This window comes from Nonomuraea terrae (assembly GCF_044465245.1).
GTDB lineage: Bacteria > Actinomycetota > Actinomycetes > Streptosporangiales > Streptosporangiaceae > Nonomuraea > Nonomuraea terrae.
Genome location: NZ_JBITLL010000008.1, coordinates 74,423 through 88,970, shown reverse-complemented (window position 1 = coordinate 88,970; position 14,548 = coordinate 74,423). Strand labels below are relative to the sequence as shown.

The window sequence follows — 14,548 nt, the reverse complement described above, 5'->3', positions numbered from 1 at the left end:
CGCGGACGTCCGTGCGGCTCAGGCGCGCCGGCGCTCGTCCCGCTGCCGGATCAGCTCCTCGACCGCGCTCGGCAGAGTCGTCTCGAAGTCGATCAGCTTCGCCCACGTCGGGGTCACGACGATCCGGACCATGCCGTCGTAGAGCGAGCGCACCTCCGCCTCCCACTCGACCCGTTGCTCGGGCGTCATCCTGTAGGTGCCGCTGGCCTGGAGATACTCGTCCGGGATGCCGTCGACGACGTCCAGTTCGGCCCGACCGCGGATGAGCAAGATCTTGGGCGGGTGCACCTCGGTGTCGATCGTCAGGGCGACCGTCGGGTTCTCGCGCAGGGCCGGGAGCTTCGGGGCGTTCTTCGAGGTGCACATGACGATCTCCGAGCCGTTCCAGGTGAACCCGATCGGGACATTGCGCGGTGTGCCGTCCTTGGCGACGTAGGCCAGGCGGGTCAGGTCGCGGGCCAGCAGTTCCTGGCTGATCGGCCGGTTCAGAACCTCGGTGATCTCGTACGGTCGCACGGTCATCCCTTTCGTCGTCCTCTTGGTCCGCCCGGCGTTCCGCCGGTGTCCCTGGGACGGAGCCGGAGCCGCATTCTCGACACACACGGCAGTCGCGTACGGAGATCGGCACGATCACGCGCGGCTCGCCGCGTCTTCCCACCGGGGGATGTCGACCTCTTCGTCGATGTTCTCCTCCTCGTACCACCCCTGTCCACCGATCCAGGTGTCGAGCCGATCGGCCAGGCTGAGGCCCATTGGCCATCGTCGATGGGGTTCGGCTCGAACAACAGCACCGTTCCCGCTTCGCTCCGGCAATCGACGCATGCGCTCAGGCCGAGGATGCCGTTACCGTTCCTCTGGTAGAGCTGCGCGAGCAGAGGGTGAAGCGGGAATCCCAGCGCGGACTCTGCCTCCGCGAGGTCTTCCGGGGAGACAATGGGTGGGAGTTCCGGGCTGCCGGCGGCGGCTCGCGTCGCGACTCTGGCCAGAAGATCACGAAATCGTTCACATCGTGGACCATGCGGGTCACCTTGTCGTGAGCGCCCGATCGCGATGCCGGTGTGGAACCGTTCAGCGAGAAGGGAGGGCGCGTGGCAGTGGCACGAGTACTCGTGATCGGTCTCGATCCCGCCATGATCCAGGGCTGGGACCCGGCGCCGGTGCAGGCGGCGATGGCACGCGGTCAGGCCCGTTTCGACGATCACGGCATCGAGGCGGACTGGTGCCTGGTGGCGCCCGATGAGAACCCTGAGGGAGTGATCGCTGAGGCGTTGGCCCGCGGAGACACGAGTGCGTGGTCATCGGGGGCGGCATCCGGAAGGGGGAGTCGTTGTGCGAACTCTTCGAGAAGGTGGTCAACCTGGTCCGGCGGCACGCGCCCGACGCGGCCATCGCCTTCAACAGCAGCCCGCAGGACTGCGTCGACGCGGCCCTGCGGTGGCTACGGTAGACGGCTTCGTGTTGTCACACCTTGAGCAGCTCTTCGCTCAGTTCCCAGAGGCGCCGCGCCGACTCGGGGTCGAGGGCGTGCGGCACGACGTCGGTCGAGGGGAACTCGCCACCGGCCATGTCGAACGGCTTCGGGTCCTCATCGAGCGATGAGATGTCGTTGTCCTTCAGATAGACACCGCCGATCCCGTCGAGCAGCGGGCTGGTCGCCGCGAACACGCTGGTGCTCGCCCCATGCTGCGGTGTCTTCTTCTCGTTGTCGGGATCGATGACCGGCCGGCCGGACTCGTCGAGCAACCCCATGGCCCGCAGCGCGTCCACGGGGAACCCGAGTGTCGGTGCCGCGCCTTCGGGCCGCCACGGCCCCAGGTTCGTGGTGACGATGATCCCCGGGTGCACGGCGTAGCCGCGGATGCCGTCGTGGGCCCACCGGCGGTCCAGTTCGACGGCGAACAGGATGTTGGCCGTCTTGGACTGCGCGTACGCGAGGTGACCGTCGTAGTCGCCGGTGGTGAAGTTCGGGTCGTCCCAGCGGATGTCGCTGATTCGATGAGCGCCGGAGGTCAGGTTGACGACCCGGGCGCCGTGCGCGGCGCGCAGCGCGGGCAGCAGTCCGTTGGTCAGCTGGAAGTGGCCGAGGTGGTTGGTCGCGAAGTGCGACTCGTAGCCGCGGTCGTCCCGCACCAGCGGGCCGCCCTGGATGCCGGCGTTGTTCAGCAGGATGTGCAGCGGACGCCCGGAGTCGAGGTACCGGGCCACGAAGGCGTCGATCGACGCCGGGTCGAGCAGGTCCAGCTGACCGGCCTCGGCCCGTTCGATCCCTTCCAGGGCGGCAGCGGCCCGCTCCGGATTGCGTGCGGCCACGGTGACGGACGCTCCGGCCTTGCTGAGCGCGCGGGTCGCCTCGAGGCCGAGCCCTTGGTGGCCTCCGGTGACGACGACGTTCGTGCCCGACAGGTCGATGCCCGCCAGGACGTCGTCGGCGGTCGACGCCGCGGTGAACCCGGTCCCGATGAGGTGCTGTTTCTGTGTCATGACACCAGTCTGGCTCAGGGATTTCGAACTCTGAATGCTTGTGAGTGCGTATTTCTTGTGTGATAGTACGGATATGGTGAGCGATCAACTGTCGGCGGTGTTCGACCTCGTCGAGGTCCGCGGTCTGGTGTCGGGCGGTTTCGCGGCGCGGGGGCCCTGGGTCGCGCGCGCCCCCATCGTGGACCCGCTGAAGTTCTTCGCGATGGTGAGCGGCCGGGCCCGGCTGACCACCGACGGCATCGACGCGCCGATAGAGCTCGAGCCGGGCGACGTCGCGATCGTGAACAACCGGTCGTGGCTGCGGTTGGAGGGCGGCGCCGGCGACGGCCCGCCCCGCGAGGTCGCCCCTGAAGAAGGCGATCCCTTCACCAGCCTCGCGGGTGCCGACCGCGACACCGACGACGTCGTCATCGGGACCGCGATCGACTTCAACCCGGCCGGCCGGGCCCTGCTGCTGCAGGCGCTCCCGCCCGTGGGGCACGTGAGGGCGTCGGCCGCCGCCGCGACCAGCCTGCGCGGGTGCCTCGACCGGGTGTTCGCCGAGGTGTCCGGCAACAGGATCGGCTCGGCGTTCGCGATGCGGCAGCACGGCCAGCTGCTGCTGCTCGAGGTCCTGCGCGCCTACGCCGACCAGGAGCGACTGCCACCGGGATGGCTGCGGCTGCTGACCGACCAGCGTCTGCGGCCGGCCCTCAGCCTCATGCACGCCGAACCAGGAAAGCCTTGGGGGCTGCAAGAGCTGGCGAGCGCGGCGGCGATGTCCCGTACGACCTTCGCCGAACGTTTCCGCACGACGGCGGGCATGCCGCCGCTGACCTACCTCAACCGGTGGCGGATGCTGTTGGCGCAACGGGCTCTCCGCGACAGCGACGTCAGCATCGGATCGCTGGCCGCCGACCTGGGATACTCCTCGGAGAGCGCGTTCAGCACCGCTTTCAAACGCGGGGTCGGTGAGTCGCCGCTGCGCTACCGGCACCGGGCGCGCGCGGAGATGTCGGCTCGCGCGGCAGCCCCCGTGGAGTCGGCGGGCGGGCTGTAGACGCCGACCGCGCGTACGGCGCCGGCGGAGCCCGCTCGTCGGCGGGCCGAAGCGCCGCAGGCTGCGGAAAAGCGCCACCCTCACGCTGGAGGCGTACAGGAATTTGTGATCTCCGGGACGCTGTGGCGGTTGAGGCGGGGCAGCTAGGGTCTTGGGCATGAAACCTGCGGATATCTCCCTTTTGCATGCTCTCGGCGCTCCGACGATCTCGCCCGACGGGAAGCATGCGATCGTCGCCATGACCAGGCCCGACCTCGAGGCGGACGAGTACCGCGGCGGCCTCTGGCTGGTCCCGACGGACGGCTCCGCCGAGCCGCGCCAGTTGACGAGAGGCCCGCGCGACGGGGAGCCCGCATACTCGCCGGACGGGGCCTGGCTGGCCTTCGTACGCGGCGGCGACGGCGCCAAGCCGCAGCTCTACGTGATGCCCACGGGCGGCGGCGAGCCGCGGAAGGTGACCGACCAGCCGCTCGGTGTCAGCGAGCCGGTGTGGAGCCCCGACTCGCGGCGGCTGGCGTTCGTCGCGCGCGTGCCCGAGGAGGGCCGGTACGGCGAGACGAAGCCGGACAAGGAACGTCCGCGCCGCATCACCGGCTTCAAGTACCGCCTGGACAACCTGGGCTTCTTCATCGACCGGCGTGCTCACGTCTTCATCGTCGATCCGTTCGCCGAGGAGCCGTCGGCCACGCAGGTCACCGAGGGCGACTTCGACCATGGCGGGGTCACCTGGAGCCCGGACGGCGCGCTGCTGGCGTTCGTGGCCGCGCGCCACGAGGAGCGCGACAGCACGCTCACCGGCGACGTGTGGGTGAGCGCCCCCGACGGCTCGGGTCTGCGCCGGGTGACCGCCACCGAGCTGGCGGTGTCCGTGCCGCGCTTCACCCCGGACGGCGACGACTTGTGCTTCCTCGGCGCCGACGCCGGCGCCGACGGCCGCCACCTGATCGCCAAGAACGCCGGGCTCTGGCTGGTGCCGCTCGCCGGCGGCGCGGCCCGCCGTCTCACCGACGAGGAACGCTTCCACCTCCCCCTCGCCCCGTACGTTCCCACCGCCGACGGTGTGCTCGTCACCGTGGAGAACAGGGGCGCCAAGGACCTGCTGCTCGTGCCGTACACGGGCACGGAACCCACCGCTCTGATCAGCGGCCCCCGCGAGGTCAACGCCGTCGCCCACGCCGCGGACGTCATCGTCGCAACCGTCGCCGACGCCCGTACCCCCGGCGAGCTGGTCGCCCTCCGCGACGGCAAGGAGACCACCCTCACCTCGTACGGCGCCGGCCTCGACCTCCTTCCCATCGAGGAGGTCACCGGCACGGCCCCGGACGGCTACCCCGTACACGGCTGGATCGTCCGCCCGGCCGGCGAGGGGCCGCACCCCGTGCTCCTCATGATCCACGGCGGGCCCTTCGCGCAGTACGGCTGGCACGCCTTCGACGAGGCCCAGATCTACGCCTCGGCCGGTTACGCGGTCGTTTTCGGGAACCCGCGCGGCTCCTCCGGGTACGGCCAGGCGCACGGCCGGCACATCATCGGGGACGTCGGCCGACTGTCGGCGCTCGACCTGGTGGCGTTGTTCGACGCCGCCCTGGCCACCGGTGGGCTGGACGCCTCCCGTGCCGGGGTGCTCGGCGGTTCGCACGGCGGTTTCATGACCACGTGGCTGGCGGCTCACCATGGCGACCTGTTCAAGGCGGCGATCAGTGAGCGGGCGGTCAACGCGATCGACAGTTTCCACGGGAGCAGCGACATCGGGTGGTCGTTCGCGCGTGACCTGTACGGCGACGACCCGGCGCGCTGGGTGGAGCAGAGCCCGCTCACGCACGCTGACAAGATCGACATGCCGTTCATGATCATTCACTCCGAGCACGACTGGCGGTGCCCGGTGGAGCAGGCGCAGCGGCTGTTCGTCAAGCTGAAGGTGCGGGGGGTGGAGACGGAGCTGCTGCTGTTCCCGGGGGAGGGGCATGAGCTGTCCCGCTCGGGGCTTCCCAGTCACCGGGTGGCCCGCTTCGAGGCCATCCTCGACTGGTGGGGGCGGCACCTGTAGAGGGGGCCTTTCCGGCCGTTCGAGCGGCGGCGTGGCCGGGTGGGCTCTCTGTCGTGGGACGTGCGCCGGCCGAAGCGTGCCCGAATGGTCCGGCGCCGTCCTCTACAGGCTGTAGAGTAAGCGCGGCGCCGAGGAAAGGGTTGGGCATGCTGCGCTGGTTCCGGATCGTGGCGGTGGCTGAGGCGTGCTCTTGGGCGGGCCTCCTGGTCGGGATGTTCTTCAAGTACGTGACCGAGACCGGCGAGCTCGGCGTGAAGGTGTTCGGCCCGATCCACGGGGCGCTGTTCCTGCTGTACGCGGCCGGGGTGCTGCTGGCGGCGCGGGAAGCGGGGTGGAGCCGGGGCGCGGTGGTGCTCGGCCTGGCGTGCGCGGTGCCGCCGTTCACCTCGGTGTGGTTCGAACGCCGCATGGCCGCCCGCGGGGCGGCCGAGCAACCCGCCTGACCTCGGCCGGCCGGGCATGCCCGAGCCGGCCTGCTTTCCTTCCGGCCGTTCGAGCGGCGGGCCGTGGCGGTGGGCGCGTCAGCTGCGGGCGACCGGCTGATCTTGTGCCTTCGAGATGGAGGCTCGGCATACTCGTACGGCCAGCAGGATCAGGGCGACGGGGAGGAACGTGTAGAGCAGCCACCGGAGCGTGATCGGATTGGCGGCCTCTTCCTGGGAAGGTGCGCATCCGAGTGCGGGCATCCAGTTCATCATCATGTCCCGTGCCACCAGGGGCGCCACCGCCAGCCAGCCCACCACCCGGCCCAGCGGCCGGTGGCCGGTGCGGGCCAGCAGCGTCCACAGCCCGAAGCCCGACGCGACCACGAGCGGCTCGGGGATCAGGGCCAGGACGGCCAGTGCGAACACGATCTTGTCCATGCCGCCGAAACAGGCGCCGTCGAACATCATGATCCCGTGCTCGATCGACCCGTCGGCGAGAGCACCCAGGTGCATCGTCTGCGGAACGCTCACCAGCACCAAGGCGGTGCCCCACATGGTCAGCGGCCGGCTCCAGCGCAGCGGAAGAAGCTCACGCCGCCCCTCGCCGTGGACGGCCCGGCCGAGAGCGAGCAGCAGCGCCGCCGTGGCGACGCAGGCGACGGCGAGAAGCACCCGGTCCTCGGAGTCCCACGGCAGGAACCGCAGACTTCCGTAGGCTCGGATGCCGGAGTCGGCCGGCCTGCCGAGGGCGTACTCGATCGTGAGTTCACGCTGGAGCTCCTCCTCGCTCGGCGCGCCGAGCCCCGCGACCGGTGCGGCGGCGGCCACGGCGAGCAGGGCCAGCAGCGCGGCGCCCAGCCGCGGCGCCCACCGTCGGCGACGCAGCACCACGACGGGCACGATCAGGAATGCGGCGATGATCACACCGATGACGACGTTCGCGACTTTGGGCGTGATGACGGCGGGAGCCAGTGGCATCAGGATCGCCACAGCGCATAAGGCAGAGATTTTCGACGGCACCAGCGACGCGTCTATCGCTCGCGCCGCGATCATGTCAAGCGACGGGGCCTCCCCGGCGCCCGCGTCGGATGCCTGGGAGTGGCGGCCTTGGCGTTGGTTGTGGGTGACCGGCGAAACACGTCAAAGACCGGTGATCACTTCCAAGCAGGGGTTGGTGGGGTTGATCGTTGTTGCGGCGTTGAGGAAGGTCTGTGCGAAGGACCCGATGCGGCCGTAATGGGGGGTCGGCGATGTCACGGGTCGGGGTCGGTTCACGGGCGGCCGGGAGATCCGGCGTTATGAGGGTGTCGTCCGGCAGGCCCACTTGGGTGAGAGTCGCACGGTGGTTGCAGCCGGGCAGTCCGTACCCGTGCAGGTCAATCGCTTTGAAGCTTTTTACGCTGGCTTCTGGGTATATCGCGAGAAAGGTTCAACAGCCGGTTCAAAGATACCGTTGAAGGCATGGACATTGGCATCAAGGACGTCGCCCATGCCGTCGAGGCGGTGAATGTCATGAGGCTGTTCCCGGGCAGGCCGCGGGTGCTCGGCCTCGGAGAGCCCACACACGGTGAGGACACTCTGCTGGAGGTGCGGAACGAGCTTTTCCGGCACCTCGTCGAGCAGGAGGGCTGTCGGTCGATCGCGCTCGAGAGCGACTGCCTGCTGGGCACGGTCGTGGACGACTACGTCACCTCGGGCACGGGCACCCTCGACGAGGTCATGGAACGCGGGTTCAGCCACGGGTTCGGCACGTCGGCGGCCAACCGGGAGCTCGTGCGCTGGATGCGCGCGTACAACGACGGCCGCGACGCGGCCGAGCGGCTGCGGTTCGCCGGCGTGGACGGGCCGCTGGAGATCACCGGTCCCGAGAGCCCCCGTCGGGCCCTCATCGCCCTCCACGGCTACCTCGCGGCCCGGGTGGAGGCGGACCTGATGCCCTGCGACGCTGGAACGCTCGACCGCCTGCTCGGCGCCGACGACCGGTGGACCGATCCGGCCACCACGATGGACCCGTCCCGGTCGGTGGGGCAGACGGCCGAGGCGCGGGAGCTGCGGCTGCTCGCCGACGATCTGGTGTCGCTGCTCGACACGCAGACTCCGCACCTGATCGCGGCGACCTCGCGGGACGAGTGGGACCGGGCGCGCCTGTACGGGCGCACCGCCACCGGCCTGATGCGCTACCACTTCTGGATGGCCGACACGACACCGGGCCGCATGAGGCGGCTGCTGGGCGTGCGGAGTTCGATGATGGCCGCCAACATCCTCGCCGTCGCCGAATGGGGCCCGGTGATGGTCTACGCCCACAATCTCCTTCTTCAGCGGGGCACGAGCGAAATGCGGTTGGGTGGTCCGCCGGAGCAGTGGTGGAGCGCCGGCGCCCTCGTGAACGCCCACCTGGGCGAGCAGTACGCCTTCCTGGCCATGGCCATCGGCACGATCCGGCACCAGGGAGTGGGCACACCGCCCCCGGACACCGTCGAAGGCCTCCTGTACGCGCTCCCGGAGGACGGCTACGTCGTCGATGCCCGCCGGCTGGCCGCCGCCCTCGCCGCCGCGCCGCCCGCCCCTCGCGTGTCCCCGTGGTTCGGCTACTTCCCGCTGGATCCGGCTCACCTGGCCGAGTGCGACGGCATCGTGTTCCTCAAGAACCTCCCGCAGGGCTAGGCTCCCTCTGCCTTCAGCGCGGCGCGATGGCGCCCACCCGCAGCCCTCTTCGCGAGCAGCGCGGTACGGCCGCTGATGCCGAGTCTCTACAGCAGCGGCATGCGGCCGGGTGGCGGATGCGGCTTGGCGATTGAGATCATTCGGTCATGGCGGGTGCGGCTTATCGGGTGGGTGAGACGGCCTTGTTGGCTGTGGTGGAGGAAGCCGAGCCGGTGGTGGGGCGGTGGCGGCGGCGTTTTGACGCTTCCGCTTCTGCCGGGGTGCCGGCGCATGTGACCGTGCTCGTGCCGTTCCTGGACAGTGGTCGCATCGATGCTGGGGTGGTCGGTGAGTTGAGCGCGGTGATCGGTGCGCACCGTCCGTTCAGCGTTCGCTTTGACGGGTGTGGGCGGTTTCCTGATGCGCTTTATCTGGCGCCGACGCCTGAGCAGCCGTTTCGGGCGTTGACCGAGGCTGTGGTGGCGCGGTGGCCTGAGGCGCCGCCCTACGGTGGGCAGTTCGCGGAGATCGTTCCGCACCTGACTGTGGCGCATGGGCAGCAGGAGCAGGTGTTCGACGAGGTCGAAGGGGAGCTGGCCGGAGGGTTGCCGGTCACGGCGGAGGTCGCGGCCGTCGGGCTCTTCGTCAGCGATGGGGAGCGGTGGCATCAGCGCGGGGAGTTTCCGCTGCTCGGATGAGGCGTCAGCTCAGCAGGCCGTGGTGGAGGGCGCGGAGGACGGCTCGGGTGCGGTCTCTGGTGCCGAGTTTCAGCAGGACGCTGGAGACGTGGTTCTTGACCGTGCCTTCCGCCAGGAAGAGGGCGTCGGCGATCTCGCGGTTGGAGTAGCCGCCGGCTAGCAGGCGGAGGACTTCCAGCTCGCGTTCGGTGAGGTCCTGGATCTGGGTTTCGCCGTCCGGGGCGGGTGGGGAGGCGTCACCGTCGCGGATAGCGCGCAGGAGGCGGTCGGTGATCGCCGGTTGGACCAGCGTCCCGCCGGCCGCGAGCGTGCGTACGGCGCCGACGAGCTGGTCGAGGGTCACGTCCTTGAGCAGGTAGCCCCTGGCTCCGGCGCGCAGGGCCTGCAGGGCCAGTTCGTCGTCGTCGAAGGTGGTCAGGACCAGCACCGGCACGACGATGCCGCTGTCGCGTAGGGCGCGCAGGGTCCAGATGCCGTCGTGACGCGGCATGCGAAGGTCGAGCAGGACGACGTCCGGCGGGTGTTCGCTGATCGCGGTGAGGGCGGAAAGGCCGTCGTCGGCCTCGGCGACGACCTCGATGCCTGTCGCCAGGTCGAGGAGACTGCGGATCCCCTGCCGGACGAGGGTCTGGTCGTCCACGACGCAGACGCGGATCAGGTCGGGGACGCCTCCACCCGTGGACGGCTCACCGCGGGTCTCGCCGTTCACCGCGAAGTCGCGGACCCCGGGGTCGCCGGTCGCGGTGATGTCGTGGGGTGCTGCGGGGTCGCTGGTGGCGGTGATGTCGTGGGGTGCTGCGGGGTCGCTGGTGGCGGTGATGTCGTGGGTCGTGCTGGGCCGGCCGTTCATGGGGAGGGCATTTCTGCTACGACGTGGAAGCCGCGTTCCGCCCAGAAGCGGGCTCGGCCGCCGAGGGCCTCGGCTCGTTCGGTGATTCCGCGCAGGCCGTTGCCCGGCACGATGCGGTCGGCGCCGCGTCCGTCGTCGCGGGCGGTGAACGTCAGGCCGCCCTTCTCGTCGGCGGTGATCTCGATCCACAGGCGGCCGGCGGCGGCGTGGCGGATCGTGTTGGTGACCACCTCCTGGACGCAGCGGACCAGGGCCGCCGTGCGTTCCTCGTCGGCCTCGACCGCGTCGTCGATGGTCAGGTGCACGACGGGCTCGGGCAGCTCGGCGACGATGCGTTCGAGGGTGTCGCGCAGGTCGGGGGCGCGGCGGCGCAGCTCCCCGACGGTGGTGCGTACGTCCGCGAGCAGGTCGCCGGCCAGGCGGCGGGCGCGGGCGACGTGTTCGCTCGCGGGCGGGGTGGCCTGGTGGGAGGCCACCTCCAGTTCGAGGGCGAGCACGGTGAGCTGGTGTCCGAGGAGGTCGTGCAGCTCGCGGGCGATCCGCAGCCGCTCGTCGGCGCGGGTCGACTCGGCCAGCAGCGCGCCGGCCGTGCGCAGTTCGGTGTGCGCCTCCGCCAGCTTCTGGCGCATCCTGGCCTCGCGGGCCTGGGCGACGACCCCCAGCGCGCTGCCCAGTTGCAGCAGCAGGTAGAGCAGCGCGGCCAGCAGCGCCTCGCCGCTGCCGCCCTGCATCTGCGGGACGGCCGCGACGACCAGGGTGTTGAAGGCGATGACGGCGGCGGTCGTCCGCAAGGGGAGCAGGTAGGCGCTGATCGCCGCGGTGAACACCAGCAGGATCGGCGTCCAGCCGGCCCGCGGAGCCATGAGGACCAGAGCGGGCCCCAGCAGCACCTGCGCGGCGAAGGCGGTGAGGACCACCCGCCGCGGCAGCAGGCCCACGAAATACATGCAGATCAGCAGCGCGCAGCAGAAGGCGGCGAAGCAGATCCACCACCCCGGCAGCCGGGCGATCTCGGCGTTCCCCAGCTGCACCACGCCGACGAAGACGCACACGAGCGTGACGAAGACGGACGACCAGGCTTCCGGATCCCAACGCCTCACCGCCCCAGCGTATGCGGCGGGATCGCGCCGGTGATCTGCCAGAAGTCATGGGTGCCGACCATGACCGCCGGCACGCGCCGCCGGGAGTGCCCGAACCGTACCGTCGGGGCACCGCAACCCAACGAGGAGCAAGGAGCCGCCGTGCTCGCGATCGAGGTCCGCGACCTGCACAAGAGATACGGGGACACCGTCGCCGTGGACGATGTCAGCCTGTCGGTGAACGAAGGGGAGATCTTCGGGGTGCTCGGGCGCAACGGCGCCGGCAAGACCACCACCGTGGAGACCATCGCCGGGCTGCGCCTCCCCGACCGCGGCACGGCCCGCGTGCTCGGGCTCGATCCGCGCCGCGACCGCGCCAGGCTGCGTCCGGTGCTCGGGGTGCAGCTGCAGGACACCGCGCTGCACACGGCGCTGACGGTCCGCGAGCTGGTACGCCTCTACCGCTCGTTCTACCCGGAGGGCGCCGACCCGGACGAGCTGATCGACTCGCTCGGCCTCGGTCCGCGCAGGAACGTGCGGTTCGAGCAGTTGTCCGGAGGCCAGCAGCAGCGCCTGTCGATCGCGCTCGCGCTGGTCGGCAACCCCCGGGTGGCCCTGCTCGACGAGCTCACCACCGGCCTGGACCCGGAGGCCCGCCGCGCCATCTGGTCGCTGGTCGAAGGGCTGCGCGACACGGGCGTCACCGTGTTGCTGGTGAGCCACCTCATGGAGGAGGTCGAACGGCTGTGTGACCGGGTGGCGCTGATCGACCACGGGCGGGTGGTGGCGACGGACAGCCCGGCCGGGCTGATCGAGCGGGCGGGGCTGGACCAGCGGGTGCGGTTCCGCGCGAGCGACGACGCGTTCGGCGCCGCCGTGCTGGACGGGGTGCCCGAGGTGATCTCGGTGGAGGCGCGTGGTGACCAGGTGACCGTCACCGGGACGGGGAATCTGCTGCAGGCAGTGAGCGCCGCGCTGGTGCACGGCGGCGTCGTCGTCACCGAGACCCGACTCGAACGCGCCACCCTCGACGACGCCTTCCTGGCCCTGACGGGGCGTTCACTGACCGACGAGAGCACCGACGAGACCGACACGGAGGACGACCGATGACCACCGCCGTAGGCAGCGAGCTCGCACCGTACCGGCCCGGCCCCCGCGCATGGGGGATGCTGGTCGGCGCGGAGGCGAAGATGGTGCTCCGCGACACCGCGGGGCTGCTGACCCCGATCATGCTGCCGATGCTGATCCTGGTGATGGCGGGGTTCTCGGCGGAGGGGGAGACCCTGCCCAACGGCGTGCAGGTGATCGACTTCTTCGTCATCCCGCTCGTGCTCACGATCGTGTTGTCCACCATCGGGGTGCTGAACATGCCGAGCTTCCTCGCGTTGTACCGGCGTGCCGGGATCCTGCGCCGCCTGGCCGTGACTCCGGCCCGTCCGGCGATGGTGCTGGTCGCGCACGTCGTGGTGAGCATCGCGCACACCGTCGTGGGGATCGGCCTCGCGCTCGCGGTCGCCGTGCTGGCCTTCGGCGCGAATCTGCCCGCGAAGCCCGGCCTCGCGCTGGCCGTGGTCGCCCTCGCCGCCCTGACGATGTACTCCGTGGGGCTACTCGTCGCGGCGGTCGCGCACAGCCCCAACGCGGCGGTCGCGATCGGGCTGGTGCTCTTCTTCGGGATGGGCGCGGGCGGCGGTTTGTTCGGGTCTCCGGGGAGCATGCCCGAGGTCGTCGCCCGGATCGGTGAGACGCTGCCGTTCGGCGCGTCCGTGCATGCGGTCGGCGCGGCATGGGTCGGTACGGCCCCGGAGCCGCGGCACCTGCTGTGCATGGCCGCCGCCATCGTGGTGAGCGCCCTGGTCTCCACGCGCTTCTTCCGCTGGCAGTAGCCCGTCAGCGCCGCCGGCGCAGCACACCCGACAGTGCGAGCCCGGCCACCACGGCGACCACGCCGATGGCCAGCCAGGCGGGTGATCCGCCGGTCAGGGGCCGGCACTCGGCGACGCACAGGATCGGGCGGATCCGTACGAGGTCGGCTCCCTGGAGGATCCACAACAGGCCCAGCAGGACCAGGACGGCCCCACCGGCGATCTTCACGATTCTCACGGCTGTATCCGTTCGAGGAGGGGGATAAGATGTTCAGGCAACCTTAGAAGGTGAGGTTATAAGGTGCCCGAAGAACCTACAAGTGCGTTCCTGCCGCAGCTCGTCGGTCAGGCGTTCAACCTGATGCTCGACGGCCTCTACCAGCGCCTGGTCGAGGCCGGATACGACGACCTGCGGCCCACCCACTGCCTGAACGTCTTCCGGTTCATGGACTGCGACGGCACCCGGCCCACCACCCTGGCCCGCCGGGCCGGCATGACCCCCCAGGCGATGAGCGAGCTCGTGGGCTACCTCGAACAACGCGACTACGTGCGGCGGGTCCCCGACCCGAACGACGGCCGGGGGCGGGTCGTCGTCTACTCCGACCGCGGGGTGCGCGCAGCCGACGTCAGCTCCGCCTACTTCGCCGACATGGAGGCCCGCTGGGGCGCCGTCGTCGGGCCCGACCGGCTTCTGGACGTCAAGTCGGCCCTCGCCGAGATCCTCCGGACGGACGTTCGGGGTTAGCATCGGCGGCTATGGCCGAACCTTCCTACCTCAGTGTCACCGCGCACGCGTACGACGCCGTGGCCGTCCGATATGCCGATCTCGCCAGGGACGAGCTGGTTCAGCTGCCGTTGGACCGGGCGGTCCTGGCCGCGTTCGCCGAATACGCGCGAGGTCCCGTGGCCGAGCTCGGATGCGGGCCGGGGCGCGTCACCGCGCATCTGCGGGACCTGGGGCTGGACGCGTTCGGCATCGACCTGTCGCCGGTGATGATCGACCTCGCCCGCCAGGAGCACCCCGACCTGCGTTTCGAAGTGGGGTCGATGGACGCGTTGGAGCTGGGCGACGGTGAGCTGGGCGGCATCGTGTCGTGGTATTCCGTCATCCACACGCCGCCGGAGGAGTTGCCGCCGTACTTCGCGGAGTTCCGCCGGGTGCTGGCCCCGGGCGGCTGCCTGCTGCTGGGCTTCTTCGAGGCCGAAGGCGGGCCGGTGACGGTGTTCGACCACGCCGTGGCGCCGGCCTACCGGTGGCCGATCGACAAGCTCGCCGGGCTGGCGTACGAGGCGGGCTTCGCCGAGATCGGGCGGATGTCGCGGGAGCCCCGGGAGGGCGAGCGGTTCCGCCGGGGCCACCTGCTGATGCACAGGGTTTCTGAGGGGACGGAAGTGGCTATGTAGCGGAAAGCCTGGCATAC

At 70.5% G+C, this 14,548-nt stretch carries 17 protein-coding genes; 10 read left to right on the top strand and 7 right to left on the bottom strand.

Annotated elements, in window-relative coordinates:
• Window positions 1–18 precede the first annotated feature (18 nt).
• Together ACIBP6_RS38660 and ACIBP6_RS38655 are read right to left on the bottom strand one after the other, a co-directional pair.
• Complete coding sequence (locus tag ACIBP6_RS38660; protein ID WP_397059117.1) at window positions 19–522, bottom strand: pyridoxamine 5'-phosphate oxidase family protein; 504 nt, start codon at window positions 520–522, stop codon at window positions 19–21.
• Between the two features lie 108 nt (window positions 523–630).
• Window positions 631–753 (bottom strand): hypothetical protein, encoded by a 123-nt coding sequence (locus ACIBP6_RS38655; protein ID WP_397059115.1) that lies wholly within the window; start codon window positions 751–753, stop codon window positions 631–633.
• Here ACIBP6_RS38655 and ACIBP6_RS38650 point away from each other — a divergent pair.
• Window positions 753–1,037 (top strand): hypothetical protein, encoded by a 285-nt coding sequence (locus ACIBP6_RS38650; protein ID WP_397059114.1) that lies wholly within the window; start codon window positions 753–755, stop codon window positions 1,035–1,037. The genes ACIBP6_RS38655 and ACIBP6_RS38650 overlap by 1 nt on opposite strands.
• A gap of 424 nt (window positions 1,038–1,461) precedes the next feature.
• On the opposite strand, the gene ACIBP6_RS38645 is transcribed toward ACIBP6_RS38650, so the two are convergent.
• Window positions 1,462–2,481, bottom strand: coding sequence for an SDR family NAD(P)-dependent oxidoreductase (locus tag ACIBP6_RS38645; protein ID WP_397059112.1), 1,020 nt, complete (start codon window positions 2,479–2,481; stop codon window positions 1,462–1,464).
• Between the two features lie 73 nt (window positions 2,482–2,554).
• Here ACIBP6_RS38645 and ACIBP6_RS38640 point away from each other — a divergent pair, with 73 nt between their 5' ends.
• From ACIBP6_RS38640 to ACIBP6_RS38630, 3 genes are all read left to right on the top strand, one after another.
• Complete coding sequence (locus ACIBP6_RS38640; RefSeq protein ID WP_397059110.1) at window positions 2,555–3,520, top strand: AraC family transcriptional regulator; 966 nt, start codon at window positions 2,555–2,557, stop codon at window positions 3,518–3,520.
• A gap of 157 nt (window positions 3,521–3,677) precedes the next feature.
• A complete protein-coding gene (locus ACIBP6_RS38635) occupies window positions 3,678–5,567 on the top strand; it encodes a S9 family peptidase (protein WP_397059108.1) in 1,890 nt (629 codons plus the stop codon).
• 146 nt (window positions 5,568–5,713) lie between these two features.
• Window positions 5,714–6,010 carry a DUF3817 domain-containing protein gene (locus ACIBP6_RS38630; RefSeq protein ID WP_397059106.1) on the top strand — a complete coding sequence of 99 codons (297 nt, stop codon included), beginning with the start codon at window positions 5,714–5,716 and terminating at the stop codon, window positions 6,008–6,010.
• Between the two features lie 78 nt (window positions 6,011–6,088).
• On the opposite strand, the gene ACIBP6_RS38625 is transcribed toward ACIBP6_RS38630, so the two are convergent.
• Window positions 6,089–6,982 carry a hypothetical protein gene (locus ACIBP6_RS38625; RefSeq protein ID WP_397059104.1) on the bottom strand — a complete coding sequence of 298 codons (894 nt, stop codon included), beginning with the start codon at window positions 6,980–6,982 and terminating at the stop codon, window positions 6,089–6,091.
• A gap of 471 nt (window positions 6,983–7,453) precedes the next feature.
• Between ACIBP6_RS38625 and ACIBP6_RS38620 the strand changes: the two genes are divergently transcribed.
• Both ACIBP6_RS38620 and ACIBP6_RS38615 read left to right on the top strand, forming a co-directional pair.
• Window positions 7,454–8,656: an erythromycin esterase family protein gene (locus ACIBP6_RS38620; protein ID WP_397059103.1), complete on the top strand. Its 1,203-nt coding sequence runs from the start codon at window positions 7,454–7,456 to the stop codon at window positions 8,654–8,656.
• Between the two features lie 146 nt (window positions 8,657–8,802).
• Window positions 8,803–9,333: a 2'-5' RNA ligase family protein gene (locus ACIBP6_RS38615; RefSeq protein WP_397059101.1), complete on the top strand. Its 531-nt coding sequence runs from the start codon at window positions 8,803–8,805 to the stop codon at window positions 9,331–9,333.
• Window positions 9,334–9,337: 4 nt separating this feature from the next.
• Here ACIBP6_RS38615 and ACIBP6_RS38610 read toward each other — a convergent pair whose 3' ends face one another.
• Both ACIBP6_RS38610 and ACIBP6_RS38605 read right to left on the bottom strand, forming a co-directional pair.
• Entirely contained in the window at window positions 9,338–10,183 is an 846-nt protein-coding gene (locus ACIBP6_RS38610; protein WP_397059099.1) for a response regulator, read from the bottom strand.
• Entirely contained in the window at window positions 10,180–11,283 is a 1,104-nt protein-coding gene (locus tag ACIBP6_RS38605) for a sensor histidine kinase (protein WP_397059098.1), read from the bottom strand. Before ACIBP6_RS38605 ends, ACIBP6_RS38610 begins: the two co-directional genes overlap by 4 nt.
• Window positions 11,284–11,424: 141 nt before the next feature.
• On the opposite strand from ACIBP6_RS38605, the gene ACIBP6_RS38600 reads away from it, so the two are divergent.
• The gene (locus ACIBP6_RS38600) at window positions 11,425–12,372 is read left to right on the top strand and encodes an ABC transporter ATP-binding protein (protein ID WP_397059096.1); all 948 of its coding nucleotides are present in this window, start codon (window positions 11,425–11,427) and stop codon (window positions 12,370–12,372) included.
• The gene (locus ACIBP6_RS38595; protein ID WP_397059094.1) at window positions 12,369–13,148 is read left to right on the top strand and encodes an ABC transporter permease; all 780 of its coding nucleotides are present in this window, start codon (window positions 12,369–12,371) and stop codon (window positions 13,146–13,148) included. The genes ACIBP6_RS38600 and ACIBP6_RS38595 overlap by 4 nt, the downstream gene beginning before the upstream one ends.
• Before the next feature lie 4 nt (window positions 13,149–13,152).
• Here ACIBP6_RS38595 and ACIBP6_RS38590 read toward each other — a convergent pair whose 3' ends face one another.
• Window positions 13,153–13,365, bottom strand: coding sequence for a hypothetical protein (locus ACIBP6_RS38590; protein ID WP_397059092.1), 213 nt, complete (start codon window positions 13,363–13,365; stop codon window positions 13,153–13,155).
• Window positions 13,366–13,428: 63 nt separating this feature from the next.
• On the opposite strand from ACIBP6_RS38590, the gene ACIBP6_RS38585 reads away from it, so the two are divergent.
• Together ACIBP6_RS38585 and ACIBP6_RS38580 are read left to right on the top strand one after the other, a co-directional pair.
• The gene (locus tag ACIBP6_RS38585; protein WP_397059090.1) at window positions 13,429–13,872 is read left to right on the top strand and encodes a MarR family winged helix-turn-helix transcriptional regulator; all 444 of its coding nucleotides are present in this window, start codon (window positions 13,429–13,431) and stop codon (window positions 13,870–13,872) included.
• An 11-nt stretch (window positions 13,873–13,883) separates the two neighbouring features.
• Window positions 13,884–14,531, top strand: coding sequence for a class I SAM-dependent methyltransferase (locus ACIBP6_RS38580; RefSeq protein ID WP_397059088.1), 648 nt, complete (start codon window positions 13,884–13,886; stop codon window positions 14,529–14,531).
• Window positions 14,532–14,548: the final 17 nt, after the last annotated feature.

Bases quoted from the DNA above. Each gene is read 5' to 3' on its own strand.
- ACIBP6_RS38660 (WP_397059117.1), bottom strand. From the start codon at position 522: ATGACCGTGCGACCGTACGAGATCACCGAGGTTCTGAACCGGCCGATC.
- ACIBP6_RS38630 (WP_397059106.1), top strand. From the start codon at position 5,714: ATGCTGCGCTGGTTCCGGATCGTGGCGGTGGCTGAGGCGTGCTCTTGG.
- ACIBP6_RS38620 (WP_397059103.1), top strand. From the start codon at position 7,454: ATGGACATTGGCATCAAGGACGTCGCCCATGCCGTCGAGGCGGTGAAT.
- ACIBP6_RS38580 (WP_397059088.1), top strand. From the start codon at position 13,884: ATGGCCGAACCTTCCTACCTCAGTGTCACCGCGCACGCGTACGACGCC.
- ACIBP6_RS38645 (WP_397059112.1), bottom strand. From the start codon at position 2,481: ATGACACAGAAACAGCACCTCATCGGGACCGGGTTCACCGCGGCGTCG.
- ACIBP6_RS38610 (WP_397059099.1), bottom strand. From the start codon at position 10,183: ATGAACGGCCGGCCCAGCACGACCCACGACATCACCGCCACCAGCGAC.
- ACIBP6_RS38615 (WP_397059101.1), top strand. From the start codon at position 8,803: ATGGCGGGTGCGGCTTATCGGGTGGGTGAGACGGCCTTGTTGGCTGTG.
- ACIBP6_RS38640 (WP_397059110.1), top strand. From the start codon at position 2,555: ATGGTGAGCGATCAACTGTCGGCGGTGTTCGACCTCGTCGAGGTCCGC.
- ACIBP6_RS38635 (WP_397059108.1), top strand. From the start codon at position 3,678: ATGAAACCTGCGGATATCTCCCTTTTGCATGCTCTCGGCGCTCCGACG.
- ACIBP6_RS38595 (WP_397059094.1), top strand. From the start codon at position 12,369: ATGACCACCGCCGTAGGCAGCGAGCTCGCACCGTACCGGCCCGGCCCC.
- ACIBP6_RS38655 (WP_397059115.1), bottom strand. From the start codon at position 753: ATGGGCCTCAGCCTGGCCGATCGGCTCGACACCTGGATCGGTGGACAG.